Raw genomic sequence first — 26534 nt, forward strand, 5'->3', positions numbered from 1 at the left:
CCGATCTTGAATACCCTGGGTAGAGAATAGTGAGTATGCAAAAAGTGCTATGGCCGCTGCTGGCAGCGGCTTTATTGGTGGGCTGTAGTGACGAGACCTTTCGCACCACCGACATCGAAGAGATCATGCCGCCGCTCGAGTTCGACCTGACCAACGACGACGGTCAGGCGGCGAGTGCCGAGGAGTACCGCGGGAAAACCACCCTGGTCTACTTTGGCTACACCCAGTGCCCGGACGTGTGTCCACTGACGCTAGCGCGTTTTGCGGCGATCCTCGACCGGCTCGACGAGCAAGAGCGCGACGACGTACAAATGCTGCTGATTTCGGTCGACCCGAACCGCGACACGCCCGAGGTGCTCAAACGCTACACCGACGCCTTCGGCCCGGAATTTACCGGTTTGACCGGCGATAAGCAGGAGATCGACGCGCTAACCAACCGCTACCGCATCTCTTACACCTTCGAAGAGCCCAACGAGCGCGGCGACTATATCGTCAATCATTCGAGCGCCGTGTTTGCCTTCAACGAAGAAGGCGAGCCACGCTTTCTGGTGCGCGACCCGCACTCCGACCAGGACGTGCTCGCCGACCTTCGCCGCGTAATTGCAGAGGGATAGGTCAAAAGATAGTTCACAAGAGTGCTGGAAAGCCAGGCACAAAAAAGCGCCCCGCAGGGCGCTTTTTTAATAGTTACTTTTGGGCACTCTTTTGGACGTTCGGCATCTCAATGACGCCGCCTCAACGGGCTAGCTTAGCAGACCGACGAAAGGCCGCAGTTGGACGTATAAAGGCGTGAATTGACGTCCAGCGTCAGGCGCTCGTTGGTGGTGTCGTAGAAAAACGATGCGTAGCCATTCTCGGACTGCGCCGTTTTATAGAGCCCGCAGACGCCGTAGCCGTACTGGATTTCCTGCAGTTGTGAAAGCTCTACCGGAAGCTCGGTGTTAAGCTCCGCGGCAATCGCCGACTGGATCTGTTGATCCACTTTGCCGGCCGAGAGTGCCTGGCTGCCAAAGATAGCCGCCCCCACGATCGCCATGAAAGCGAGGGGAAGGACAATCAGCAGTAGGAAGGGGCGAGATTTAAGCATGAACTCATTATGCCACCGCCCCCTTTTCAGTCAAGCGAGCGCTTTGGGCCATAATGACGCACCCGCCGGCGTTTGAAAGCCGTCTTTAAAGCCGTCTTTAAAGCAGTGTCTTGCGCCGCTCTGTGCGCGCGCGTACAAGCCCTGCCATGCTCATCAGCGCGGCCAGTATCCAGATCGGCAGGCTGCCCATTCGAGTAAACGGCGTTTGCCCCTGCATGGCGTAGAAATCACCGGTCAGCGAGGTGGTCTCGAACTGCGGAGCGCGGTCCACCACGTTGCCCCGGGCGTCGATGATCGCGGTGATACCGTTGCTGGTGGCGCGCAGCACATAGCGGCCGTTCTCCAGCGCGCGCAGGCGCGCCATCTGCAGGTGCTGATGCGGGCCGATCGAGGCGCCAAACCAGGTGTCGTTGGAGACCGTCACGATCACGTCGCTTTCAAGCGCCCGGCTAGCGACCAGCTGTGGATAAATAATTTCGTAGCAGATCGCGTTGCCGATACGCAGGCCGCCGGCTTCCATTGGCGCCTGAACCGATTCGCCTTTGGCGAAGCTCGACATGGGCAGGTCGAAAAAGTCGATCGCCCCGCGTAAAAGGCTTTCGAGCGGCAGATACTCACCAAAGGGCACCAGGTGCTCTTTTTGGTAGCTGCCGGAGACGTTGCCCACGCCGACCATGCTGTTGAAGTAACGGTTCTGCTCGTCGAGCTGAACGATACCGGTCATCAGCGCGGTGTCTTCGGGCAGATCCGCCTGGAGGCGCTCGAGCACGGGGCGCGCCTGGTACTCGAACATCGGCACCGCGGTTTCGGGCCAGATGATCAGGTCCGCTTCACCGCTGACGGTTTGGGTCAGCTCCGTGTAGATATCCGCAGCGGCGCGCTGGCCCTCCGGCGTCCACTTGATCAGCTGCGAAAGATTACCCTGCAAAAGCGCCACACGGGTCGGCTGGCTGGCCTGAGTGGTCCAAAGCTGGGGGAGTGCCAGGGGGATCAGCCAAATGGCCGCCAGAGGTAGCGCCATCCAGAAGTGTCGGCGCAGCACCATAACGCCTAACGTGCCGCTAAGTGCGACCAGCAGCGAAAGAAGATACACCCCGCCCAGCGGCGCCCAGTTGGCAAGCGGTGAGTCCACATGAGACGAGCCCAATAAAAGCCAGGGAAAGCCGGTGAACAGGTAGGTGCGCAGTACCTCGCCCAGCACCCAGATACCCGCAAAGCTCAAAAACGTCAGGCGCTCGCCGGCAAAGCGGCGAAACACCCAGAACGCCAGCGCGTAGAAAAGCGCCAGTACGCCCACGAACAGGCCGGTCAAAAGCACTGCCAGCGGCACGCTGGTATAGCCGTAGTCGTGAATCGACACGTACACCCAAGAGGCGCCGGTGGCAAAGAGCCCAATCCCAAACGCCCAGCCCTTGAGCGCGGCCTGGCCTGGGGTAAGGTGGTGGATACCTGCAAAGAGCAGGCCCACCGCGACCGGGCCCAGCCACCAAAGCTCGAAAGGAGAGGCCGTTAGCGTGGTGAAGCCGCCCGCGACCAGGGCGGCGAACAGTTGAAAAGCGAACCGGGACGTAAAGCCCATAGCGATATCCTGTGAGCGAAGTAAAAGCCAACGATGTAAAAGCGCCGGGTTAGTCGGTTTGTGTCGCGGTAACGGTTTCGCTGCTGTCGTGGTAGGCCTCGAGCAGGCGAATGCGGCGGTTATCGGCGTTCAAAACGATAAAGTGCCAGCCGCCCAGGCTTGTGTGCTCGCCGCGCCCGGGCAGGTGGCCGAACTGCTGCATGACCAAACCGCCCACGGTGTCGAACTCGTCATCGGAAAAGTCGGTATCGAAGCGCTCGTTGAAGTCCTCGATGGGGGTGAGGGCGCGGATGGCGAAGTGGCCGTTGTCGAGTCGGCGAATGGCGTCCTCTTCGTCGGTATCGTGCTCGTCTTCGATATTACCCACGATCTGCTCGAGAATATCTTCGATGGTGACGATGCCCGCGGTGCCGCCATACTCATCCACCACCACGGCCATGTGGTTGTGGGTATCGCGAAATTCCTTTAGCAGGCTGTTCAAGCGCTTGGACTCGGGGATGAACATCGCCGGGCGCAGCACGTCCTCCAGCAAAAACGCATCCCGGCGCTCCTGGGACTGCGACAGCAATGGCAGCAGGTCCTTGACCAAAAGAATGCCCTTGATGTCATCGAGGTTTTCGCCGATCACCGGGTAGCGCGAGTGGCCGGTTTCCTGAATCAGCGGCAGGTAGCCGTCGCTGGTTTGGTCGATGGCGATTGCCGAGACCTGGGAGCGGGGTATGAGGATTTCGCGTACCTGCTGGTCGCTGATCTCGAGGGCGCCTTCGATGATCATGATGGCGTCCTGATCGAGCTTCAGTTTGCCGGCGGTGTGACGCAAAAAGGTGAGCAGCTCATCACGAGAGCTGGGTTCGTCGGATTCACCAGTGAGGGCGCCAAAGAGTTTCTCGAGCCAGGATTTTTGATTGGACGTGCTCGATGGGTCTTCGCTCATTGCGTCGGATCTCTTGGTTACGGACTAGTTCGTGACGGACAGGTGTATCGGGATACGTCTGGAAAATAAACGTTATACGCAGTACGGGTCGGGGATATCAAGGCCTGCAAGCAGCCGGCGCTCCAACGCTTCCATGACCTGGGCGTCGTCGTCGTCGATATGATCGTACCCAAGCAGGTGCAGCGTGCCGTGAATCACCATGTGCGCGTAGTGGTGGTCGAGGGTTTTTTGCTGCTCGAGCGCCTCGTTGACGACGACATCGTGGCAAATCACCAGATCACCCAGTAAAGGAAGCTCGAGCCCGGGCGGACACTCGAAAGGAAACGAGAGCACGTTGGTGGGTTTGTCCTTGCCCCGGTAGTCGCGATTCAGCGCCTGGCTCTCCTGGGGCTCGGCCAGGCGGATCGTCAACTCGCGGCGGGGGTCATCCGGATGGTGAGAAAACACACAGCCCACCCATTGGGTGAGCTGTTCGAGCGTAGGGATCTCTTTAGCCTCGACCGCCACCTGGCGGTCGATCACGATATCGGTCATCGCGAGCTGTCTCCGCCCGCTGAGTGATGATCGCGCGAGGCCAGGCGTGCTTCACGCTCTTGCTGGCGCACCTCGCGCTGGGCGCGCTCCTGGACTTCCTGCTCGGACTCGAACGCATCGTAGGCTTCGATGATGCGCTGCACCAGGGGGTGGCGTACCACGTCCTTCGCGGCAAAATGCGTCACGCCTATCCCGGGGGTGTCCTTCAATACATCCAGCACCTGGATGAGACCGGAGCGCTGGCCCTTGGGTAGATCCACCTGGGTGACGTCCCCGGTGATCACCGCCGTCGAACCAAAGCCGATCCGGGTCAGGAACATCTTCATCTGCTCCGGCGTGGTGTTCTGGCTCTCATCCAAAATGATATAGGCGTTGTTGAGCGTACGCCCGCGCATGTAGGCAAGCGGGGCGATCTCGATCACCTGACGCTCGATCAGCTTGGCGACCTGCTCGAAGCCGATCATCTCGTAAAGCGCGTCGTAAAGCGGGCGCAGGTAGGGGTCGATCTTCTGAGCCAGGTCGCCGGGTAGAAAGCCGAGTTTCTCGCCGGCCTCGACCGCCGGGCGCACCAGCAGAATACGGCGTACTTCCTGGTTGTTGAGCGCCTCGACCGCCGCGGCTACGGCCAGGTAGGTCTTGCCGGTACCCGCCGGGCCGATACCGAAGTTGATATCGTGTTCACGTACGCTTGTGACGTAGCGCTGCTGATTCAAGCCCCGAGGCTTGATCATGGTGCGCGGCGTGCGCATGATCACTTCGCTACTGCCGTCTTCGTTTTCTTCGTCCTCGTCCAACGACTCGAGCCCCGACTCTTGCAGGAACAAGTGCACCGTGTCCGGCGAGAGCTCGCTGGACGCGGCTTCGCGGTACAGGTGCTCCAGCACGTTGGACGCGGCCTTGATACGGTTCGCCGGCCCGGCCAACTGAAAGATATTGCCACGGTTTCTCAGCGTGACGTCCAGCCGGTCTTCGATGAGCTTCAAGTGCTCATCGCGCTGCCCGCAAAGGCTAGCGAGCCGCTGCGGGTCATTGGGTTCAAGACTTAGAGTGATGATACGGTTGGCCTGAGATGATGGCTGGCTCAAAAGTTGTGGACCCGTTCGTTGATGTGTGTAAACCAGAGCTTACTGCCCAGGGCTTGCTTTGAGCAATTACCTGGGCTAAATACGCGTCAAAAACGCTGGGGGGAGGTGAGCTCGCCGCGCAGCGAGTTGGGCAGTGCTTCGGTGATTTCGACATCGACGAAGTAGCCAATGAAGTCCGCCGGGTTGGCCGCGCGGAAGTTCACTACGCGATTATTCTCGGTGCGCCCGGAGAGCTGGCCCGGGTCCTTCGGCGAGAAGCCGGTGACCAGGATGCGCTGGGTCGAACCCACCATGCGGCGGCTGATCTGCGCGGCCTGCTGAAGGATACGGTCCTGCAAAATCGCCAGGCGCTGCTTTTTCACGCTCTCCGGCGTTTCGTCCTCGAGGCCGGAGGCCGGGGTGCCCGGGCGCGCCGAATAAACGAAGCTGAAGGAGTGATCGAAGCCGATCTGATGGATCAGATCCATGGTGTCTTCGAAATCCTGCTCGGTCTCGCCGGGAAAGCCAATGATGAAATCCGAGGAGAAGCTGATATCCGGGCGGTTGGCGCGGATGCGCTCCATCTTGTCGATGTAGGCCTGGCGGGTGTGGCCGCGCTTCATCGCGGAAAGGATATTGTCCGAGCCCGACTGAACCGGTAAGTGCAGGTGGCTGACAAGCTCCGGGATCTCGGCGTAGGCTTCTACCAGGCTGTCGGTGAATTCCACCGGGTGCGAGGTGGTAAAGCGCACGCGGTCGATGCCTTCCACCGCCGCCACGCAGGCGATCAGCTCGGCAAGGTCGATCTCTTCACCCAGCTGGTTTTCGCCGCGGTAAGCGTTGACGTTCTGGCCCAGCAGGTTGATCTCGCGCACGCCCTGGTCGGCCAGGTGAATGACTTCGTCCATCACCGGCTCGAACGGGCGGGATACCTCTTCCCCTCGCGTGTAGGGCACCACGCAGAAGGTACAGTACTTCGAGCAGCCTTCCATGATGGAAACGAAGGCCGTCGCGCCGTCGGAGCTTGGTTTGGGCAGGTGGTCGAACTTCTCGATTTCCGGGAAGGTGACATCGACCGCGGCGATCTGGTTGGCAGACGCCGACGCGCCGCTGCGCGCATCCATCATGGCCGGTACCCGGTGAAGCGTTTGCGGGCCAAAGATCATATCCACAAAGGGCGCGCGCTTTTGAATCGCATCGCCTTCCTGGCTTGCCACGCAGCCGCCCACACCGATCACCAGATCCGGGTTGGCGTCCTTGAGCTTTTTCCAGCGCCCCAGCTGGTGAAACACCTTCTCCTGCGCCTTTTCGCGAATGGAGCAGGTGTTCAGCAGGATCACGTCGGCCTCTTTCTCGTTATCGGTGAGTTCCATCTGGTGGGATTCGCCGAGTAGGTCCGCCATACGAGAGGAGTCGTATTCGTTCATCTGGCAGCCGTGCGTTTTGATGAAGAGCTTCTTCGCCATCGGTACCTGTCGTCTATGGATCGTCGTCAGACGAAAATGAATGGAGTATCTACGGGCCGCGCTCGAGGCGCGCCGGTGCATTAGGAGTGGGGCCATTATACGGATACATCAAACCAGCGGCTAGCGCTCAAAAATAATCGATGCTTGACCCAAACGATTCTATGCGTATACTACGCACCGTGTTTGAGCAGTTCCTCGATAGCTCAGTTGGTAGAGCAAATGACTGTTAATCATTGGGTCACAGGTTCGAGTCCTGTTCGAGGAGCCAATACATTGCGTGTTGGTTCTTGTTCAAATACAATAGCTTAAGGTTGTTCCTCGATAGCTCAGTTGGTAGAGCAAATGACTGTTAATCATTGGGTCACAGGTTCGAGTCCTGTTCGAGGAGCCAAGCTATTCCCGATTTTATTATCTGTTTCGCATAGTCGTTTCAGGTAAGCATGATTCCTCGATAGCTCAGTTGGTAGAGCAAATGACTGTTAATCATTGGGTCACAGGTTCGAGTCCTGTTCGAGGAGCCATCTAAAACGACTTGGTCGTTTATTATCCCCCCTTTGTTTGATCATCAAATCGTTTCTTCTTTGACGTCACTTTGTTGCGTCTTTTTCGCGTTGCTGTCTTTTCTTTATTTCATCCATACTCTTGAGTCTGCTTGGGCCGATCCTTACCCAGGGCAGATAACGCTGTGTATGGCATTTACGCTGGCGCTAAAAAAGCCACTCACCGTGTGGTGAGTGGCTTTGTAGAACAGCGCTGCTTGCGCTTAGCGCTGGGCCATGCGCTGGGCGTTTTTAAGGTGGGTGTAGTCGAGCATTACTTCGGCGGCTTCGAGCACGTGAGCGCGGTCGACGGGCATTTCTTCGTCGTCCTCTTCGTCTTCCTCGATGGGCGCGCCGTTTTCGGAGTTGTCCAGACGGGCATCCATCCACTCCTCGAGCTCGGGGAGGTCAAGCGCTCGGCGGCGCTGGTTTTCGAGCGAAAGCTGCTCGCCTTCCTGGGCTTCCAGCTCGCGCTGGCGCTGCTCCCGGTTCAGGCTGACGCTGGTGTGCTGCTCGCGAAGTTGGCGGGCAAGCGTCGACTGGCGCTCCAGATACAGGAAGTTCGGGTTCTGCTGAGCGCGCTGCTGGTGCTGGGTCGTCAGGGCGTCGATAAAGTCTTCCGGGTTGCCGTAGCGGCGGTACTGAACGTTTTGTACCGTATCCCAGGCCAGGGCGTTATCCAGGCTGCTTTCGCCGATGCGCTCCGGGTCGATCAGGCTGGGGAAGGTAATGTCCGGCTCGACGCCGCGGTTTTGCGTGCTCTCGCCAGAGATCCGGTAGAACTTGGCGCGGGTCAGCTTGATCTGGCCGTGGCTTAAGTCGTTGAGCGTTTGGACGGTGCCCTTGCCAAAGGTCGAGGCGCCGACCACCAGGCCGCGCCCGTAGTCCTGAATCGCGCCGGCGAAGATTTCCGAGGCAGAGGCGGAGAGGCGGTTGGTCAATACGGTCAGGGGGCCGTCATAGAGTGTGCCGGCGTCGGTGTCGCCGTAGAGCTGGATACGCCCCTGGGCGTCGCGTACCTGAACGGTAGGGCCGCGATCGATGAAGAGCCCGATCAGCGAGTTGGCTTCCTGCAAGGCGCCGCCGCCGTTGTTGCGCAGGTCCAGCACGATACCCTCGACGTTTTGTTCCTTGAGCGATTCGATTTCCTGGGCCACGTCGCGGGTGGTGCTGCGATACTCTTCTTCGCCGGCCTGCCAGGCGTCGAAATCGACGTAGAAGGTGGGCACATCGATCACCCCGATCAGGTGGGGCTCGCCGTCGCGCTCGACTTCGATGACTTCGCCATGCGCTGCCTGGTCTTCGAGACTGACCGTGTCGCGGGTGATCTCCACTATTTGCGAGCGGGTCATGTCCACGGCCTGGGCGGGCACCACGTCCAGGCGTACGACGGAGCCCTTGGGACCGCGGATCAAGTCGACGACGTTGTCCAAACGCATGCCGACCACGTTGACCATTTCGCCGTCTTCCTGGCCTACCGCGGTGATGCGGTCGGCGGGCTCCAGCACGCCGGCGCGTTCGGCCGGGCCGCCGGGCACCAGGCTCGAAACCTTGACGTATTCGCCGTCGGCCTGGAGCAGGGCGCCGATGCCTTCCAGGGAAAGGCTCATTTGGATGTCGAAGGATTCGCTTTGGCGCGGCGAGAGGTAGCCGGTATGCGGGTCGATCGTGCTGGAGATGGCCGCCATCAGAATGCCGAATACGTCTTCGTCTTCGGTTTGACGCAGCCGGGTCAGCTGACCTTCGTAGCGCTGGCGCAGATTCTCTTCGATCTGCTCATCGTCCTGGTCGCTGAGGGCGAGTGTCAGCGCATCGTTTTCCAAGCGCTTGCGCCACAATTCGTCCAGCTCGCTTTCGCGTGTCGGCCAAGCGGCCTCTTCGCGGTCGATCTCAAGGCGCTCGTTGCTTTCGAAATCGAACGACAGACCTTCATCCAGACGCTCTAAAAGCCACTCGAGGCGCTCGGTATGGCGCTCGTTCAAGCGATTGTACAGCGCGAAGGCGTCGTCAAGCTCGCCTTCGAACAGCACCTGGTCCATGTCGTCTTCTAAATGGCGGTAGGGTTCGATATCGCGACTTAGAAGATAGCTACGCTGGTTATCCAGAATATCCAAATAGCGTTGGAAAGCTTCCTGGGACCACTGCGCATCGAAATCGATGTTCGCGTAGTGGCCGTAGCGCAGTGCATCCCCAATCTCCACTGCCGCTTGGCGTTGTTCGTCGGTCGGTTCGATTTGCGCAAGTGCCGGGCTGGTCACTACCAGCATCACGGCAACGGCGACCGAGCGCGAAAGCGTTGCAAACAAGCTCATCAGTCAGGCTCTCCCGGAATTTATAGTCATACACGCTCCCTAGACATTCAGCCAGCCCATGAGTTGCGTAGGCCGAAAGAGCATTGTAGCAGGTCATTTACTCTGTGATACTCACTCATTTTCTGATAAGGGGCAATCATTTGAACGCGGTCGATAACACGCCGGTCGAGGCGCAACGCCTGACGCGGCTATGCGATTTTTTGGCGCAATCGCCCACACCCTGGCACGCTACCCAGGCAATGGTCGAGCGGCTGGAGCAAAACGGTTTTACGCGTCTGGACGAGCGGGCCGATTGGCAGTTAAAAGCGGGGCAGCGCTACTTCGTGACCCGCAACGACTCCTCGCTCATCGCTTTTCAACTGCCCGCAAAAGGGCTCGATGAAAAGGGGCTCGAGAGCCTGCGCATGATCGGTGCTCACACCGACAGCCCCGGGCTCAGGTTGAAGCCCGAGGCGACCCAGCGTTCGGCGGGTTGGCTTCAGCTGGGTGTCCAGGTCTACGGCGGCGTACTGCTGGCGCCCTGGTTCGACCGCGACCTGGGGCTGGCCGGGCGCGTGCATATCCGTCACGCGGATGGAAAGCTTGAGAGCGTGCTGCTCAACGTCGCCGACCCGGTGGCCATGATCCCGAGTCTTGCGATCCACCTGGACCGCGACGTCAACGGCGGCCGCCCCATCAACCCCCAAACCCAGATGGCGCCGGTGTTGATGCAAAGCGAGGACGCCACGCTCGATTCGCTTTTGCTTCAGTGGTTGAACGAGGAGCACGGCCTCGAGGGTGTCGAGGTGGTGGATTTCGAGCTGGGCTTTTACGATCTGCAGCCGCCTTCGCTGGTAGGCGTGGGCAAAGAGCTGGTAGCCAGCGCCCGGTTGGATAACCTGCTTTCGTGCTTTATCGGGTTGGAAGCGCTACTAACGTGCGATGGCGAGCAGGGCGCGCTGTTCGTGGCCAACGACCACGAGGAAGTGGGCAGCGCGAGCGCCTGCGGCGCCCAGGGGCCGTTTTTGGGCGATGTGCTCAAGCGCATCAATGGCCAGATCGGTAAAGGAGGTGAGGAGGCGCTGATTCAGCTGATTCAGTCCTCGCTGATGATCTCCTGTGACAACGCCCATGCGCTGCACCCGAACTTTCGCGACAAGCACGACGAGCGCCACGGCCCGGCTATCAACGCCGGCCCGGTGATCAAGGTCAACGCCAGCCAGCGCTACGCCACCAACAGCGTAACCGGTGCGCTGTTTCGCGACGTGTGCCGCGAGGCGAACGTGCCGGTGCAGTCCTTCGTGACCCGCGCGGACATGGGCTGTGGCAGTACCATCGGGCCGATAACGGCCACCGAGGTGGGCGTGCCGACCATCGACGTGGGCGTCCCCCAGTGGGCGATGCACTCGATTCGCGAAACCGCGGGCACCCGGGACGTAACGTACCTGGTTCAAGCGCTCGTGGCGTTTTTGAATCGTCCGGTGCTCTGAGCCGCTTGCTGACAAACGCGCACAAAAAAGCCCGCTAACCAAGTTAGCGGGCTTTTTCTAAAAGCTGGTGGCTACACCCTGATTTGAACAGGGGACCCCATCATTATGAGTGATGTGCTCTAACCAGCTGAGCTATGTAGCCGTTCAACGGGGGCGAATATTACAAAGCGCGCCGCCACCCGTCAAGTGCTTGCTGCTTCAATCGTCAAAAAAAGCCTAATCGCGGCGAATCAGCGGTTTATACGCTTAGACGTTGAAACGGAAGTGAATCACGTCGCCATCCTTGACGATGTACTCCTTGCCTTCCAAACGCCACTTACCCGCGTCCTTGGCGCCTTGCTCGCCGCCCAAACTGACGAAGTCTTCATAAGCGATGACCTCGGCGCGAATGAAGCCTTTCTGGAAGTCGGTGTGGATGACGCCGGCGCCTTCCGGGGCGGTGGCGCCTTCCTTGACGGTCCAGGCGCGTACTTCCTTCACCCCGGCGGTGAAGTAGGTTTGCAGGCCCAGCAGAGCGTAGCCGGCGCGAATCACGCGGTCGAGCCCCGGCTCTTCCATGCCCATCTCGGCCAGGAACATGCTGCGCTCCTCGTCGTCGAGCTCGGCGATCTCGGCCTCGATCTGGTTGCACACCGGCACCACCACCGCGCCTTCTTCGGCGGCGATTTCGTTGACGATATCCAGATACGGGTTGTTCTCGAAGCCGTCCTCGTTGACGTTGGCGATGTACATGGTCGGCTTCAGGGTCAAAAAGCCGAAGCTTTTCACCTGGTGCTTTTCGTCATCGCTTAGATCGAAGCTTCGAAGCGGCATGCCTTCGGCCAGGTGCGGCTGGATCTTGTCCAGAATCGCCTTGGTGGCCGAGGCGTCCTTGTCGCCGCCTTTCACCGAGCGCACCAGCCGTTGGCTGGCTTTCTCGACGGTGTCGAGATCCGCCAGGGCCAGCTCCAGGTTGATGGTTTCGATATCCGCGCGCGGGTCCACCTGGTTGGAGACGTGAATCACGTTGTCGTTATCGAAACAGCGCACCACGTGGGCGATCGCCTGGGTTTCGCGAATATTGGCCAAAAACTTGTTGCCCAAACCTTCGCCCTTGGATGCACCCGCCACCAGGCCTGCAATGTCCACGAACTCCATGGTCGTGGGCAGCACTTTCTGAGGCTTGACGATCTCGGCGAGCTTGTCGAGCCTTGGGTCGGGCATCGGCACGATCCCGACGTTGGGCTCGATCGTGCAAAACGGGAAGTTTTCCGCATCGATGCCGGATTTGGTGAGCGCGTTGAAGAGCGTGGATTTGCCTACGTTGGGTAGGCCAACGATACCGCAGTTAAAACCCATAGTAATGTCCTGACCTGGGCGCGCTTGATAAAGCCGCCTTGAAATGGAAGCGTCTGGCTATTTTACGCTATGTAGTTGGTTCATGGCTTTAGCCCAGTCGCCTTTGAGCGCAAGGGGCAGGGTGGCCTGGCACTCATCGAGGGAGCGCTCGATGGCTTCGAGCTCTACCTTGCCGGGGCGGCCAAGCACGAAATTGGTGACCTGGCGGGCCTCGCCGGGGTGGCCAATACCGATGCGCAGCCGATGAAAGTCTTTTTGGTTGCCCAGGGCGCTGATGATGTCGCGAAGGCCGTTGTGGCCGCCGTGGCCGCCACCGGTTTTGTAGCGCGACTGGCCGGGCGGCAGGTCCAGCTCGTCGTGGGCGACGAGCAGGTTGTCCGGGGCGAGCTTGAAAAACTGGGCCATGGCCGCGACGGCGGCGCCGCTTCGGTTCATGAAGGTGGTGGGGTTTAGAAGGTGCAGTTCATGGTCGCCAATACGCGCCTTGGCGTAGAGTCCCAGAAACTTTTTTTCCGGGCGAAGCTCGGTATGGGCGCTGCGAGCGAGGGCGTCTACCAGCCAAAAGCCCGCGTTATGACGCGTGGCGTCGTACTCGGGCCCGGGGTTGCCAAGCCCAATGATCGCCATTACCTGGCTCATGTTCCCACCTCCATCGCTTAACAAGATGTTCTCGGCCGAAAGCCTGTTATCTGACAAAAAAAATCAAGCGCCGAGGCGCTTGATTTTAGCATTCATGGGCCATGCGGGCATGGCCCAATCTGCATGGTTAAGACGACGTCGACGCTTACTCGGCGCTGTCTTCGCCTTCGCCTTCACCTTCTTCGCCTTCTTCCTCTTCGACACGGTCCTTGATAGCGGTGATGCTAAGAACGGCGTTGTCGTGATCTTCACCGTAGGCCAGGTCGACAGAGGTGACGCCGGCCGGCAGGTTCAAGTCGGACAGGTGCAGGGTAGTGCCCAGCTCAACGTTCGAGATGTCCACTTCCAGGTAGTCCGGCAGATCCTTCGGCAAGCAGCTGATGGCTACTTCGTTGGCCATGACGTGCAGTTCGCCGCCCTGGTCTTTGATGCCGACACACTTCTCTTCGCCAGTCACGTGCAGCGGCACGTTCATGGTGATTTCGTGAGTGGCGTCAACGCGCATGAAGTCGGCGTGAGTCAGAAGCGGCTTGTAGGGGTGACGCTGAAGGTCACGCACGACAACCTGCTCTTCTTTACCGTCGATGACCAGAGTGATCACTGAGGAGAAGAAGGATTCGTCTTCGATCGCCTTGTAGAACGCGGTTTTTTCAACAGCGATAGACGCCGGTGCTTTCTCGCCACCGTAGATGACGGCGGGAACTTGCTGGTTCGCACGACGCAGGCGGCGGCTCGCACCTTTCCCCAGGTCGTTACGAATGTCGGCTTTCAGAGTAAAATCGGACATGTTGGTGCCTCATGGTTTAAGTAAGAAAGCCCCGCCGACCGCGACCAGGCGACGACGCTTTCAAGGCCCCAGAAGGGGGCTTTATCGTCAGGCAGTTCCGCTATTAGTGGAACATCGCGCTGACAGATTCTTCGTTGCTGACCCGGCGGATCGCTTCCGCAATCAGGCCTGCAACGCTCAACTGGCGAATTTTTCCGCTACGACGAGCATGCTCGGCCAGCGGAATAGTGTCGGCCACGACCACTTCATCCAGTACAGAGTTTGTGATGTTGTCGATGGCAGGGCCAGACAAAATCGGGTGTGTTGCGTAAGCGACCACGCGGGCGGCGCCGCGGTCCTTGAGCGCTTCACCGGCTTTACACAGGGTGCCGGCGGTGTCGATCATGTCGTCGACCACCACGCAGGTGCGCCCTTCGATTTCACCAATGATGTGCATCACCTGGGCCTGGTTGGCCTGAGGGCGGCGCTTGTCGATGATGGCAAGATCGGCGTTGAGCTGTTTGGCGATGGCCCGGGCGCGCACTACGCCGCCCACGTCCGGGGACACCACGACCAGGTCGTCGTAGTTTTGACGCTCGATATCGTCGAGCAGAATCGGCGAGCCGTAGACGTTGTCCACCGGCACATCGAAAAAGCCCTGAATCTGGTCGGCGTGCAGGTCCATCGTCATCACGCGGTCGACCCCGGCCTTGACCATCATGTCGGCCACTACCTTGGCCGAGATGGGCACACGGGCAGAGCGCACGCGGCGATCCTGACGGGCGTAGCCAAAGTAGGGGAGTACCGCGGTAATACGCGTCGCCGAAGCGCGGCGCAGCGCGTCAACCATCAGGATCAGTTCCATCAGGTTGTCATTGGTCGGAGCGCAGGTTGACTGAAGAATGAATACATCCTTGCCCCGCACGTTCTCATTGATCTCGACGGCAATCTCGCCGTCGCTGAACTGACCCACCGTGGCGTTGCCCATACGGCTGTCGAGGCTTTCAGCCACTTTACGAGCGAGTTCGGGATTGGCATTCCCGGTGAAAACCATCAATTTTGACACGCGCGGCCACCTTTGCAGTGTTGGGGATCAGGGGAGAAAACGATAGATCATGGTTAGGTTGGCTGGGGTACCAGGATTCGAACCTGGGAATGCCGCTACCAAAAAGCGGTGCCTTACCACTTGGCGATACCCCAACGATGACCTAATGTGATGACCGGGCGCTTTCAGCCGCCCAGCGCATCGTGTAGAGGAGAGGTGTTTAGCCCACGAGCCACCCATGCCTGATAGCGCTGACCCGCCTTGTCGGCGACGGCTTTCGCGGCGTGCTCTGTTTCGAATGTTGCAAACAAACAAGCGCCGGTGCCGGTCACGCGGCTTGGCGCGTACTGACCAAGCCACTCTAGCGCGCAAGCGATCGGCGGATAGCGTTTTTTGACCGTTGCTTCACAGTCGTTACGCCACGTGGCCGCTCCCCCCTGCAGTGCGCGCGCCATAGTAATGGGGCGGCTTGCGCGTGTCAATTCCGGGTCTTGAAAGATCAGGGGGGTCGAGACACTCACGCCGGGGTGAAGGACCACGAACCAGGGGGTATCCAGGTCGACGGGCGTGAGCTCTTCACCCACGCCCTCGGCCCAGGCGCTGTGGCCGTGAACGAATACTGGCACGTCCGCGCCCAGCGAAAGGCCGATTCGGGCAAGCTCGGTGGGGGTGAGGCCAAGGTTCCAGAGCCGGTTGAGTCCGACCAGTGTGGTGGCGGCGTTAGAGCTTCCGCCACCGAGCCCGCCGCCCAGGGGGAGGCGCTTGGTGAGCGAAAGGTCCACCCCCAGCTTCGGACTTTGGCGGTACGCGACGAGTTTACGCGCCGCGCGCACGATCAGGTTGTCGTCGAAGCTGACCCCCTCGACGGCGCCCTCCAGCGTGATGGCGCCGTCATCGCGCAGGCCAAGCGTCAGCTCGTCGCACACATCGATAAACTGAAACAGTGTTTGCAGGGTATGGTAGCCATCTTCCCGGCGGCCGGTTATGTGCAGCATGCGGTTGAGCTTCGCCGGGGCTAAAAGCGTCAGGTGTTCACCGGCGATATCGTTACTCACGGGGCTTACTCCTCGTCATCCCGGGGGCGCCACTGGTTGACCACCAGCGTGATGCGTACTTCATCGACGCTCATGACCAGCCGGCGCGGTAGCCACATGTCGTCCACTTCTTCCCAGTCGCGGTAGTCGATTTCCCAGCCGTCCTGTTCAAGGTGGCTTGGAAAGCCCAGCGCGTCGGTTTCGAGCTGGTAGCTCGAGTCATCGCCTGGCAGGCCACGCACCCAGTCGGGCATGGCGCGAACCGGCAGCGACCAACCCAACTGTTCCTCCATGAGCGCTTCCGGCGTTTCGGCTTCGAAACGGCCTTCGCCGGTGGTCAGCGAAAAGCGGCCTTCGCGGCCTTCCAGCACGCTGCGACCGCCGCCGAAGGGGCCGCTGATCAACATGCGAAAATAAAACGGGGTCTGGTTCCAGTCCAGGTTGGCGCTGGTGTTCTCCTGGGGGGTGCGCAGTCCGGCCTTGCCGACCAGCGTCCAGCTATCGAAGGCTTCCACCTCGGCCTGCTGGCGCTCCCACTGGCCCGCCTGGCGGCCGCTTTCATCCAGGGGCGCCTGGGTGGCGCACCCGGCCAGTAACAAAAGCGCCGCGCCGGTTAGAAGGGCACGGGCGGGCCGGGGGCAGGCGTGGCCCAGCGAGATAGTCGAGCGGGTGGTCAGCATAGCGAAACTCCATATCGGTGGTGCGTCTTGAATCGTTCAAGAAAATTCGTTAACGAGGCTCTGTCTAAAAAGACCCTGTCTAAAAAGGCCTTACAAAAGAAGCCGTATAGAAGCCGTATAAAAGGGGGCACATAAACCCGAGTGTTCAGGGCGCGCCGAGTTCCGGGTGGCGCTCGAGCAGTTCAAGAATCGCGGGGTGCTCGCCATTGCGGGTCTGAAAGCGGCGCACCAGGGTTTGGGCTTCATCAATGCGCCCCAGGGCATGCAGTACCTCGGCCAGGTGCGCGGCCACTTCCTGGTCGGGCATCTGGGCGTAGGCGCTTTCGAGCCAGTCCAGGGCGTTGGCTGGCTCGCCCATCTTGAAATAGACCCAGCCCATACTGTCCAGAATCGCCGGGTTATCCGGCTCCAGCTGGTAGGCGCGCTCGATCAGCTCGCGGGCCTCATTGAGGCGCTCGGGCAAATCGGCGTCGGCCAGCGTGTAGCCCAAGGCGTTGAGCGCGGCGGCGTTTTCCGGTTCGGCGCGAATGACCTGGCGCAAATCGCGCTCCATGGCTTCGAGGCCGCCGCGCTCGAAGGCGCGCATCGCCCTCAAATAGCGCAGGCCGGTATCCGTCGGGGTGCGTGCGACTTCACGGTCCAGCAAGGCATCCGCCTCATCGGCCAGGTTTTCGGCGTCGAGTAGCTGAACTTCCAGCAGCACCAGGTCGTTGAAGTAGGCGTCAAAGCGCATCCGCTCGATGCGCAAAAACGCCTGGGCATCGAGCAGTCGATCCGCATCGATCAGCATCTGGGCGGCGGTAGCGCGGGCGGCGAGAAACTCATTGCCCTCGTGTACCTGACGGTAGTAGATCAAGGCGTTATCGATGTCGCCCTGGGATTGCGTGATGGCGCCCAGCAGGTAGTAGGCCAGATCGGGAATGTTCTGCTCGCCGATCAGTGGCTGTAAAAGACGGTAGGCGGGCTCCTCGTGGCCCTCTTCCAGATAGAGCTGGGCCAGGGCGACGCGAAGCTCGTGGCCGCCGCCGTGGCGTTCGAGCAGCGCATCGGTCTGCTCTTCGGCGGCGGCGATGTCGTTAAGACGAATATTGGCTTGCGCGAGCATCAGGATAAAGCGGACGTCATCCGGGGCGAGCAGTAACCCCTGTTGCGCGGCGTAGCGTGCCCTTGTGTGATCGCCGGTTTCGAGTGCAAGCTGCGCCCTGGCAAGCCATAAGGCATCGGATTCCGGGGCCTGTTGGGCTACCTGATCCAGGCGCGTTTGGGCCTGGTGGGTATTGCCAAGCGCCGCTTCGATCAACGCGGTACCCAGCAGCACGTCCGTTTGCGCTTCGAGTTCCGCCTCGGTGGGGCTGAGCCGGGCGCTATCGTCCAGGTAATCGCGAAGCGGGCGGATCAACAGCCCAAGCGGCGCCTCTTCGGCCACGGCGAGCTGGGCAAAGGAGGTGATGTCGCCGTTGCCCCCTGCCGAGACGATCGCTAGCCGCTGTTCCAGGCTATCCAGCCAGTCGCCGCGGGAAAGCGAAAGTGTGGCCAAAAACTGATTGGGCCCTTGGGCCTCGGGGGCAAGCTCGCGCCAGCGAAGCGCCGAAGATTCCATCAAGGCGGTGTCGTTGCCAAAGCGGGCAGCGAAGGTCGCGCGCTCGGCAAGCGCTGACACCGGGTAGCGCTCGGAGGCCGCCAGGTAGCCGCGGCTTGCGCGGCTGAAGTCGCCGCGCTGACCGGCCATTTCGGCGGTCAATAGCGTACGCAGGCCCTCGGCGTCCAGCCCGCGGGTAATCGGCGGTGCGGTGGCCATGGGGTCGCTTAGGTAGGCGGGTAATCCACCGTCCAGGTTCGAAGGCGTCGCCTGGCAGCCGCTTAACAGCAGCGTGGCCGCCAGGGGCCAGCGGGGTAACCCCCTAAATGTCGCGCGAAAGGGCATGCGTGTCTCAATCCAGTGGCCGAATGGTCAGCATAGCGGCTTGCAGGCCTGCGGCAAAGTGGTGACGCCAGAACCGGGTGGTTTGTGGTAGAATGCTACACCTTGAAAACGATTCGTGTCAGCGCAATTTCAAGTCGAGCTGGCTTGGCTTTCATGCCACATGACTCGTCCGTCAAAGAGTCGAGCATACGTTTATTCACGACCGATCCACTAGCGAAGACGCATAACGCATGACGCTTCTTGCCTTGGGAATAAATCATCGTACGGCCAGCGTGGCGGTACGTGAGCAGGTGGCCTTTACCCCCTCGCAGCTTGAAAGCGCGCTGGGCGAGCTTCGCTGCCTGCCACATGTAAGCGAAGCGGCGGTGCTCTCGACGTGTAACCGGACCGAGCTTTACTGCGTTACCAACGCCGCCGGCGAGCAGGTGGTGCTCGACTGGCTGAGCCGCTTTCATAATCTGCGCGTGGAAGACCTGGCGCGCAGCGCTTACCACTACCTGGACGACGATGCCGCTCGCCACCTGATGCGCGTCGCCGTTGGGCTCGACTCGATGGTGCTGGGCGAGCCGCAGATACTTGGCCAGCTCAAGGACGCCTATCAGCAGGCGCGCAGCGCCAAGGGGCTGGGCGGTGAGCTCGAGCGCCTTTTTCAGCATACCTTTGCCGTGGCTAAACAGGTGCGCACCGAAACCGGTATCGGCAAGAACCCGGTGTCGGTGGCCTACGCCGCGGTGAGCATGGCCAGCCGTATCTTTGACGACTTCAGCCAGGCAAGCGCTTTGTTGATCGGGGCCGGCGAGACCATCGAACTCGTGGCTCGCCATCTCAACGAGGCCGGAGTGCGTGATTTAACGGTCGCCAACCGCACCCGCGAGCGCGCGCTGGGGGTGGCCGCTGGGCTTGGCGGTGAAGCCATCACGCTGCCCGAAATCCCCGCCGCGCTCGAAAAAGCCGATATCGTGATCTCCTCGACCGCCTCGCCGCTGCCGATTCTTGGCAAGGGGATGGTCGAACGCGCGCTCAAAAAGCGCCGCCATCGGCCGGTATTCATGGTGGATATCGCCGTTCCCCGGGATATCGAGCCCGAAGTCGGCGAGCTGGCCGATGTGTTTTTATATACCGTCGATGACCTGGAAGAGGTGATCGAAGAGAACCGCCGCCACCGCCAGGTGGCCGCCGACCAGGCCGAATCGCTGATCCAACACGGCGTCGACAGTTGGGAGCAGGAGCGCCGGCTGCGCGGCGGCGGCGAGCTGATTCGCGACTACCGCCGCCACGGTGAGGCGCTGCGTGACGAAAGCCGCGATCAGGCGCTGGAGCGCCTGGCCAAAGGCGAAGACCCGGCCAAAGTGGTCGAGCGCCTGGCGCACCAGCTGGCCAACCGGTTCATGCACCAGCCGACCCTGGCCCTTCGCGAAGCGGCCTCCCAACAACACCACGAAGTGCTGAGTGCGGCGCCGCGCGTGCTGCTTCCCCCCAAGCCCGCGTTCGAGACACCCGCGCCCTCGGCTAAACGCCAGAAGGATGATACGCCCGCATGAAAGAGACGTTGCGCCAACGCCTGGACAGTTTCGCCGACCGCTTTGAAGAGCTGGCAATGCTGCTATCCGACCCGGAAGTGATCAGCCACCAGCAGCACTTTCGCGATTACTCCCGGGAGTACGCGGAGCTCGAAGACCTGGTCGCTGCTTGGCAGCGCTACCGCGAAGTAGAAGAGAACATCGCCAACGCCGAAACCCTGAGCCACGACAGTGATCCGGAAATGCGCGAGCTGGCCGAAATGGAAATCCAGGACGGCCGCGAGCAGCTTGATAACCTCGATACCGAGCTCAAGCGTCTTTTGGTACCCAAGGACCCGGACGATAACCGTGGCGTGTATCTGGAAGTGCGTGCCGGTACCGGCGGTGACGAAGCGGCGATTTTCGCCGGTGACCTGTTTCGTATGTACTCGCGCTACGCCGAGAAGCGCGGCTGGCGCGTGGAAGTGGTCAGCGCAAGCCACGGGGAGCAGGGCGGCTATAAAGAAGTGATCTCCCGGGTGAAGGGCGACGGCGTCTACGCGCGGCTCAAGTTCGAGTCCGGCGCCCACCGCGTGCAGCGCGTACCCGCCACCGAATCCCAGGGGCGTATCCACACCTCCGCCTGTACGGTGGCGGTGATGCCCGAAGTGGAGGATGTCGGCGATGTCGATATCAACCCCTCTGACTTGCGCGTGGACACCTACCGCTCGAGCGGCGCTGGTGGTCAGCACGTCAACACCACCGACTCGGCGATTCGTATTACCCACCTGCCCACCGGCGTGGTCGTGGAGTGTCAGGAAGAGCGCAGCCAGCATAAAAACCGCGCCAAGGCGATGTCGCTATTGGCCGCAAAACTCAAGCGCAACGCCGTGGATTCTCAGCGCCAGGAGCAGGCCGACGCGCGCCGTTCGCTGGTCGGCTCGGGGGATCGCAGCGAGCGTATCCGCACCTATAACTTCCCCCAGGGGCGGATTACCGACCACCGCATCAACCTGACGCTTTATAAGCTTCTGGATGTCGTCAGCGGCGAGCAGCTCGATGAAGTCGTCGAACCGCTGATTCACGAGTACCAGGCCGAGCAGCTTTCCGCCCTACAGGACGCCTGATGACCTTCGATGCGCTGCTGGGCGCGGCGGCCAGGCGCCTGGCGGCGGCGGGTTCTAGCTCGCCGCGCCTGGATGCGGACGTGTTGATGATCCACGCGACCGGGCAAAGCCGTACCTGGCTGTACACCTGGGGGGATAAAACCTGCCCCCCTTGGCAGCACGCCCGTTTTGACGCCCTCATCGCTGCCCGGGCCCAGGGGCAGCCGGTGGCGTATTTGACCGGCGAGCGTGAATTCTGGGGCTTGAGTCTGGCCACGTCGCGGCACACGCTGATTCCCCGCCCGGACACCGAGACCCTGGTCGAGGCCGCGCTTGCCCGCGCGGGGGCAGGCCAGGGGCAGTTTCTGGACCTGGGGACCGGCACCGGTGCCATCGCGCTGGCCTTTGCAAGCGAACGCCCTGGCTGGCAGGTGGCCGGGCTCGATATCCGCTCGGAGGCCGTCGAGCTTGCCCGGCACAACGCCGCACGGCTGGCGCTTGAGAACGCCACCTTTGCGCAAAGCGACTGGTTCGAGGCGCTCGAAAAGCACAACGACGTGCCCCGCTTTGATATCATCGCCAGCAACCCGCCGTATATCGATGAGCGCGACCCGCACCTGGGCCTGGGCGATGTGCGTTTCGAGCCGCGCTCGGCGCTGGTGGCAAACAACGCGGGCCTGGCCGACCTGATGCATCTGGTGTGCGCCGCCCGGGGCTACTTGAACGCCGAGGGCTGGCTCATGCTGGAGCACGGCTATCGCCAGGCGCTGGAGGTGCGCCAGGCGCTTGTCGAGGCAGGCTATGCAAGCGTTGAAAGCATCGCCGATTTGCACGGGCACGCGCGGGTGACGCTAGGGCAGCTTTGCTAGCACCGATCTATTGCCATGGATGTGTCATGAAGTCTAAAAACAGAACGCTGGACCGCATCGACCTGCGCATTCTGCGCGTGCTTCAGGATAATGCGCGCATCTCCTACGTCGACCTGGCCGCCGAGGTGGGGCTTTCGACCACGCCGTGCCTCGAGCGCGTCAAACGCCTTGAACGTTCCGGCGTCATTCGCGGTTATAAAGCCATGCTGGACCCTCAGGCGCTCAAGGCGAACCTGCTCGTCTTTGTCGAGATCAGTCTGGAGACCCAGTCGCCTGCGGTGTTCGATGAATTCCGCCGCGCGGTGGAGACGCTGCCGCAAATTCAGGAGTGTCACCTGGTGTCCGGGCAGTTCGACTACATTTTAAAGTGCCGGATCCCGGAAATGTCGGCGTACCGGCAGCTGCTGGGCGATGTGGTGCTCACTTTGCCCGGTGTGAAAGAGTCCAAAAGCTACGTCGTCATGGAGGAGGTCAAGGAAAGCTTTAGCTTGTATGTACCCGAATCCAGCGAGTTCGAGGAGCCCTAGCCCATGATGGATGACCAGGCGCTACTGCGCTATAGCCGCCAGATCATGCTCGACGAGATCGATATCGAGGGACAGCAGCGCCTGCTGGGCGCCCACGCGCTGATCATCGGCGCCGGCGGGCTCGGTTCGCCGGTGGCGCTCTACCTGGCGGCGGCGGGGGTGGGGCGTATCACCCTGGCCGACGCCGATGCGGTCGAGCTCTCCAACCTGCAGCGCCAGATCGCCCATCGACACGACAGTATTGGCCAGAACAAGGCCGCCTCGGCCCGGGCGAGTATGCTCGCCGTGAACCCTGGCTGTGAGGTAACCGCGCTCGAGCGCCACCTGGACGAGGCCGAGCTCGAAACGCTTGCCGCATCCGTGGATGTAGTGCTCGACTGCACCGACCGCTTCTCCAGCCGCTACGCGATCAATGCCGCCTGTCAGGCCGCCGGCGTGGCGCTGGTGTCCGGCGCGGCGATTCGCTTTTCCGGACAGCTTGCGGTTTTCGACCCGCGCGATGGCCAAAGCCCCTGCTACGCCTGCCTCTACCCGCCGGATGACAGCGGCGACGAAGCGCTGAGCTGTGCTGAAAGCGGCGTGGTAGCGCCGCTGGTCGGGCTTATCGGCACGTTTCAGGCGCTCGAGGCCGTGAAGCTATTAAGCGGCGCCGGGCAGGTGCACCGCGGGCTCTCCACCTTCGATGGGCTCGCCGGGCGCTGGCGCCACTTTCAGGTGCCGCGGGACCCCGAATGCCCGGTATGCTCTTCTGCCACGACGATCCCCCGTTCTTGACCCAGCGATAACAAAAGGGCACCCCCATGGCGAAATCCGCCGGCTCGAAGAGCTTAAGCCAGGCCAGGCGCGCCCAGCGCGCGCGCAAACAGCAAACCGTCAAACCCGCCTTTCAGGTGCCCTTGCTCGAGGAAACGGCCAGGCCGACTGCGCAAGCGCTCATGCCGCTAAGCGACGCCCTGGCCGCCGCTCGCAAGGCGCTGAACGAGGCGCTCGAAGGTGGCGCCGAGCAAACGCCGGAGGCGCCGCTGCATGTGTTCGTCTCTGTCACCGACGGTACAAGGCGCGCCGCCGTGGTCAACGCCTGCGCGCCGACCCAGGCTACGCTCTGGCAGGCCCTCGAAAACGCGCTCGCCCCGCAATACGCGCTCGACACCCCGGTGCGCTGGCTGCGCCTGGACTGGACCCGGACGCTGACTGCTCATACCTGGGAGAGCCTGGCCGCCGAGCTCAAGCGGCACAAGCGTAACTATTTTCGTCGCGGTATCGCGCTGGACCCTGACGCGAAGATGGCCTTCCTGGAGCAGGAGCTCAATGCCAACGCCATGCTCTATACTGGGAGCAAAGCGCCTCACGCCGAGCTCAACCAGGGCAATTTTCTACGCTATGCCCGCGAGCGCTTTGGCCGCGAGGTTGAAGTAGCCTTCGAGCCGAGCCAGCCGGTGTACACCTTCACGACCGAGGCGCTGCTGGTCGAGCCTGACCAAACGCCCCGCCGCCTTTTGGGCTACACCGGCGGGAAAGAGGGCCGTTCTACCGGCCGGCGCCTGGTCGAACCCCTAACCCCGGACACGACCGGCGCGCTGATCGAAGACGCCAGCCAGTTTCTCGCCGCCCAGGTCGAGCCGAACGGGCGCTTTATTTACGGCCTTCATCCCTGTTTCGATCGGCTTGTCGCCGGGTACAACACGCTGCGCCACGCCAGCAGTATTTACAGCATGCTCGAGGCCTGGGAAGTCACCCAAAGCGAGTCGCTCAAGCACGCCATCGACCGGGCGCTGGAGTACCTCACTACAAAGCTTTTGCAGCGCTTCGAGCATTTGGGCGAGCGCGTTACGTATTTGCTGGAGGAGAACGGCGAGATCAAGCTGGGGGGCAGCGGGGTGACGCTGCTGGCGCTTTCAAAATACACCGAGCTTACCGGCGATGAGCGCTACCTGGCGCTAATGGAAGAAGTGGCGCTGGGGATTCGCCAATTGCAGCTCGAAAATGGCGGCTTTAGCCACGTGCTCAACGCAGCCGATCTAAGCGTGAAAGATGCTTTTAGAATCATCTACTACGACGGTGAGGCCGCGTTCGGCCTCATGCGCCTGTACGGCTTGACCCGGGACGCGCGCTGGCTTGCGGTGGTCGAGCGCGCCTTCGAGTACTTTATCGACCAGGAGCATTGGAAAGCCCACGACCACTGGCTTAGCTACTGCGTCAACGAGCTGACCCTTTACCGCCCAGAAGAGCGCTACTACCGCTTCGGGCTACAAAACGTGGCCGGCTATCTGGACTTCGTGGAAGGGCGGATCACCACCTTCCCCACGCTTTTAGAGCTGATGATGGCGGCGCACAAGATGATTACGCGCCTGCAAAAAATACCTGAACATCATCATCTTTTAGCGCTGATCGACCTTGGGCACTTCTATCGGGCCCTCGAAAAACGCGCCCACTATCTGCTCAACGGCCACTTCTGGCCGGAGTACGCGATGTACTTCAAGAATCCGCAGCGCATCGTGGGCAGTTTCTTTATACGCCACCACAGCTTTCGCGTGCGTATCGACGATGTCGAGCACTACCTCTCCGGGTTCGTGGCGTATTTGCTGCACTATTTAAGCGGCGATTTTACCGCCCTGGAGAAAGGCCGGCCGGCCGAGAAAGAAGTGAATACCCGCCCGCCAGCCCCTTTCCCGCAGGCGGATAGCCCTTCTTTTATCAGTGAAGGTAACTGGACGGTTCAAAACATCGCGGCGGCTACGCAAGGGCGCTGGATTAAAAAGCCGGACGCTGCGAACTGGCGCGCGACCGGGCTGAGTTTTCATGCGACGACGATGGCGCCTGGCCATATCGTGGTGGTAAAAGCAGAGCAAGGTGCCCGGGGTGTGCCTGTTGCCTGGCTGGATAAACTGCCCTACAAGCCCCAACTTTTGATCGTTCAGGCACCGGTTGATAGGTCTGTACTCGATCGGCATGGGGTTCCCATTTACGAAGTAAGCGATACCTCCCAGGCCATTTTGGACCTGGGCAACTTCGCCCGGCAAAAACTCGCGGGCAAGGTGGTTGGCGTTACGGGAAGCGCGGGTAAGACGACCGCTATCAACATGCTTCACCAGCTGCTTTCGCTTTGGGGAGAGACCGGCGCCACCCGCCATAGCGCCAACCTTCCCTATGGCATCGCCTGGACACTGGCTTCCGTTCCCTGGCAGGCGCGCTTTCACGTCATCGAGATGGCCATTGGGCGTATGCGCCAGAACTCCGCGCTGGCGCGGCCGGATATAGCCGTGTTTCTCAATGCGGGGCCGGCTCACCTCGAATACCACGGAACAGTCGAGCAGGTAGCGCTTCGTAAAAGCCGTATATTTGAAGCAATGCGCCCTGGTGGCCAGGCGATCATCAATCGCGATATGGCGCAGTGGCCGGCGGTCCAGGCCGCTGCTCGCAAGCATGCACAGAGTATCATTTCCTTTGGCTGCCACCCCGAGGCAACGATTCGCTGGGTCAATCCCGATGATTTAAAAAAGCTCGAGATTACCTATTTGGACGAGCGGGTCAGTATCGACATGGCCGGGCGCGGCAGCCACTGGGCGATGAATATACTGGCGACCCTTGGTGTGCTGTTGGCGCTGGGGTTATCGCCCCGTGAAGCGCTCCCTTTCGTTGGGCGAGTACTGCCGCCTCGAGGACGAGGCAGTCAGCGCCAGATTGCGTGGCAAGGCGGTGAGCTCTGCCTGCTAAACGACGCTTACAACGCAAACCCTCTCTCCATGAACGCCATGCTCTCCCAGGCAAGAAGTGTCGAGGCCCGGCGTAAGCATCTGGTGCTTGCGGATATGCTCGAACTGGGCGCGGATAGCCTCGCTTTGCACCAGGCGCTGGTAGCGCCGATCATAGCCAGTGGCGCCGAGTCGGTATGGCTACTGGGCGAGCAAATGCAGACCCTATTACCTTACCTGAAAGGACACATCGAACGGGTGCAAGGCTTTGCGACCCGGCAGGCCCTTGTCGACGCGCTGGTGGCATCGCTCGAGCCTGGAGACTGGGTCGCTTTCAAGGGGTCCAACAAATTTGGCCTGAGCGATATCGCTCAAACCCTGGGAGAGGAACAGGTACCATAAAAAAAGCCCGCAGGGAGCGCGGGCTGACG

At 61.1% G+C, this 26534-nt stretch carries 22 protein-coding genes and 5 tRNA genes; 11 read left to right on the forward strand and 16 right to left on the reverse strand.

All coding sequences use genetic code 11. The features are described from left to right. Window positions 1-35 precede the first annotated feature (35 nt). Window positions 36-614, forward strand: a complete 579-nt coding sequence (locus tag ACWHXT_RS05490; RefSeq protein WP_447957544.1) for an SCO family protein — start codon at window positions 36-38, stop codon at window positions 612-614. 134 nt (window positions 615-748) lie between these two features. On the opposite strand, the gene ACWHXT_RS05495 is transcribed toward ACWHXT_RS05490, so the two are convergent. From ACWHXT_RS05495 to miaB, 6 genes are all read right to left on the reverse strand, one after another. Next, window positions 749-1087: a hypothetical protein gene (locus tag ACWHXT_RS05495; protein WP_447957545.1), complete on the reverse strand. Its 339-nt coding sequence runs from the start codon at window positions 1085-1087 to the stop codon at window positions 749-751. A gap of 97 nt (window positions 1088-1184) precedes the next feature. Next, window positions 1185-2666 carry an apolipoprotein N-acyltransferase gene (lnt, locus tag ACWHXT_RS05500; protein ID WP_447957546.1) on the reverse strand — a complete coding sequence of 494 codons (1482 nt, stop codon included), beginning with the start codon at window positions 2664-2666 and terminating at the stop codon, window positions 1185-1187. A 49-nt stretch (window positions 2667-2715) separates the two neighbouring features. Beyond that, window positions 2716-3600 (reverse strand): HlyC/CorC family transporter, encoded by an 885-nt coding sequence (locus ACWHXT_RS05505; protein ID WP_447928506.1) that lies wholly within the window; start codon window positions 3598-3600, stop codon window positions 2716-2718. Between the two features lie 72 nt (window positions 3601-3672). Then, entirely contained in the window at window positions 3673-4134 is a 462-nt protein-coding gene (gene ybeY / locus ACWHXT_RS05510; protein ID WP_447957547.1) for an rRNA maturation RNase YbeY, read from the reverse strand. Next, on the reverse strand, window positions 4131-5219 hold the full coding sequence (locus ACWHXT_RS05515) for a PhoH family protein (protein WP_447957548.1): 1089 nt from the start codon (window positions 5217-5219) through the stop codon (window positions 4131-4133). Before ACWHXT_RS05515 ends, ybeY begins: the two co-directional genes overlap by 4 nt. 86 nt (window positions 5220-5305) lie before the next feature. Next, window positions 5306-6664 (reverse strand): tRNA (N6-isopentenyl adenosine(37)-C2)-methylthiotransferase MiaB, encoded by a 1359-nt coding sequence (miaB, locus tag ACWHXT_RS05520; RefSeq protein ID WP_447957549.1) that lies wholly within the window; start codon window positions 6662-6664, stop codon window positions 5306-5308. Window positions 6665-6856: 192 nt separating this feature from the next. Here miaB and ACWHXT_RS05525 point away from each other — a divergent pair. The 3 genes from ACWHXT_RS05525 to ACWHXT_RS05535 all read left to right on the forward strand — a co-directional run bounded on the left by ACWHXT_RS05525 (window position 6857) and on the right by ACWHXT_RS05535 (window position 7185). Continuing rightward, a tRNA-Asn gene (locus ACWHXT_RS05525) sits at window positions 6857-6932 on the forward strand. A gap of 47 nt (window positions 6933-6979) precedes the next feature. Next, window positions 6980-7055, forward strand: a tRNA-Asn gene (locus ACWHXT_RS05530). A 54-nt stretch (window positions 7056-7109) separates the two neighbouring features. Then, window positions 7110-7185 (forward strand) — tRNA-Asn (locus ACWHXT_RS05535). A gap of 242 nt (window positions 7186-7427) precedes the next feature. Here the strand turns inward: ACWHXT_RS05535 and ACWHXT_RS05540 are convergent. Continuing rightward, on the reverse strand, window positions 7428-9515 hold the full coding sequence (locus tag ACWHXT_RS05540; protein ID WP_447957550.1) for a carboxy terminal-processing peptidase: 2088 nt from the start codon (window positions 9513-9515) through the stop codon (window positions 7428-7430). Between the two features lie 140 nt (window positions 9516-9655). On the opposite strand from ACWHXT_RS05540, the gene ACWHXT_RS05545 reads away from it, so the two are divergent. Further along, window positions 9656-10984, forward strand: a complete 1329-nt coding sequence (locus ACWHXT_RS05545) for a M18 family aminopeptidase (protein ID WP_447957551.1) — start codon at window positions 9656-9658, stop codon at window positions 10982-10984. A 65-nt stretch (window positions 10985-11049) separates the two neighbouring features. On the opposite strand, the gene ACWHXT_RS05550 is transcribed toward ACWHXT_RS05545, so the two are convergent. The 9 genes from ACWHXT_RS05550 to ACWHXT_RS05590 all read right to left on the reverse strand — a co-directional run bounded on the left by ACWHXT_RS05550 (window position 11050) and on the right by ACWHXT_RS05590 (window position 18410). Then, a tRNA-Met gene (locus tag ACWHXT_RS05550) sits at window positions 11050-11126 on the reverse strand. Window positions 11127-11230: 104 nt separating this feature from the next. Then, the gene (ychF, locus tag ACWHXT_RS05555; protein WP_447928511.1) at window positions 11231-12322 is read right to left on the reverse strand and encodes a redox-regulated ATPase YchF; all 1092 of its coding nucleotides are present in this window, start codon (window positions 12320-12322) and stop codon (window positions 11231-11233) included. Between the two features lie 57 nt (window positions 12323-12379). Continuing rightward, on the reverse strand, window positions 12380-12961 hold the full coding sequence (pth, locus tag ACWHXT_RS05560) for an aminoacyl-tRNA hydrolase (RefSeq protein WP_447928512.1): 582 nt from the start codon (window positions 12959-12961) through the stop codon (window positions 12380-12382). Between the two features lie 145 nt (window positions 12962-13106). Further along, window positions 13107-13748: a 50S ribosomal protein L25/general stress protein Ctc gene (locus ACWHXT_RS05565; RefSeq protein WP_447957552.1), complete on the reverse strand. Its 642-nt coding sequence runs from the start codon at window positions 13746-13748 to the stop codon at window positions 13107-13109. 103 nt (window positions 13749-13851) lie between these two features. Further along, window positions 13852-14793, reverse strand: coding sequence for a ribose-phosphate pyrophosphokinase (locus ACWHXT_RS05570; RefSeq protein WP_447528231.1), 942 nt, complete (start codon window positions 14791-14793; stop codon window positions 13852-13854). 59 nt (window positions 14794-14852) lie between these two features. Further along, window positions 14853-14927 (reverse strand) — tRNA-Gln (locus ACWHXT_RS05575). Window positions 14928-14957: 30 nt separating this feature from the next. Further along, on the reverse strand, window positions 14958-15827 hold the full coding sequence (gene ispE / locus ACWHXT_RS05580) for a 4-(cytidine 5'-diphospho)-2-C-methyl-D-erythritol kinase (protein ID WP_447957553.1): 870 nt from the start codon (window positions 15825-15827) through the stop codon (window positions 14958-14960). Window positions 15828-15832: 5 nt separating this feature from the next. Then, entirely contained in the window at window positions 15833-16486 is a 654-nt protein-coding gene (gene lolB / locus ACWHXT_RS05585; protein WP_447928515.1) for a lipoprotein insertase outer membrane protein LolB, read from the reverse strand. 145 nt (window positions 16487-16631) lie between these two features. Continuing rightward, entirely contained in the window at window positions 16632-18410 is a 1779-nt protein-coding gene (locus ACWHXT_RS05590) for a tetratricopeptide repeat protein (protein WP_447957554.1), read from the reverse strand. Window positions 18411-18640: 230 nt separating this feature from the next. On the opposite strand from ACWHXT_RS05590, the gene hemA reads away from it, so the two are divergent. From hemA to ACWHXT_RS05620, 6 genes are read left to right on the forward strand one after another with little or no spacing between them, the layout of a single operon-like run. After that, window positions 18641-19951, forward strand: coding sequence for a glutamyl-tRNA reductase (hemA, locus tag ACWHXT_RS05595; protein ID WP_447957555.1), 1311 nt, complete (start codon window positions 18641-18643; stop codon window positions 19949-19951). Beyond that, a complete protein-coding gene (prfA, locus tag ACWHXT_RS05600) occupies window positions 19948-21036 on the forward strand; it encodes a peptide chain release factor 1 (RefSeq protein WP_447957556.1) in 1089 nt (362 codons plus the stop codon). The genes hemA and prfA overlap by 4 nt, the downstream gene beginning before the upstream one ends. Further along, window positions 21036-21884: a peptide chain release factor N(5)-glutamine methyltransferase gene (gene prmC / locus ACWHXT_RS05605; RefSeq protein WP_447957557.1), complete on the forward strand. Its 849-nt coding sequence runs from the start codon at window positions 21036-21038 to the stop codon at window positions 21882-21884. The genes prfA and prmC overlap by 1 nt, the downstream gene beginning before the upstream one ends. 26 nt (window positions 21885-21910) lie before the next feature. Next, window positions 21911-22411: an Lrp/AsnC ligand binding domain-containing protein gene (locus tag ACWHXT_RS05610; RefSeq protein ID WP_447528238.1), complete on the forward strand. Its 501-nt coding sequence runs from the start codon at window positions 21911-21913 to the stop codon at window positions 22409-22411. 3 nt (window positions 22412-22414) lie between these two features. Continuing rightward, window positions 22415-23185, forward strand: coding sequence for a HesA/MoeB/ThiF family protein (locus tag ACWHXT_RS05615; RefSeq protein ID WP_447957558.1), 771 nt, complete (start codon window positions 22415-22417; stop codon window positions 23183-23185). A 26-nt stretch (window positions 23186-23211) separates the two neighbouring features. After that, entirely contained in the window at window positions 23212-26505 is a 3294-nt protein-coding gene (locus ACWHXT_RS05620; RefSeq protein ID WP_447957559.1) for a Mur ligase family protein, read from the forward strand. Window positions 26506-26534: the final 29 nt, after the last annotated feature.

This window comes from Vreelandella halophytica, assembly GCF_968193635.1.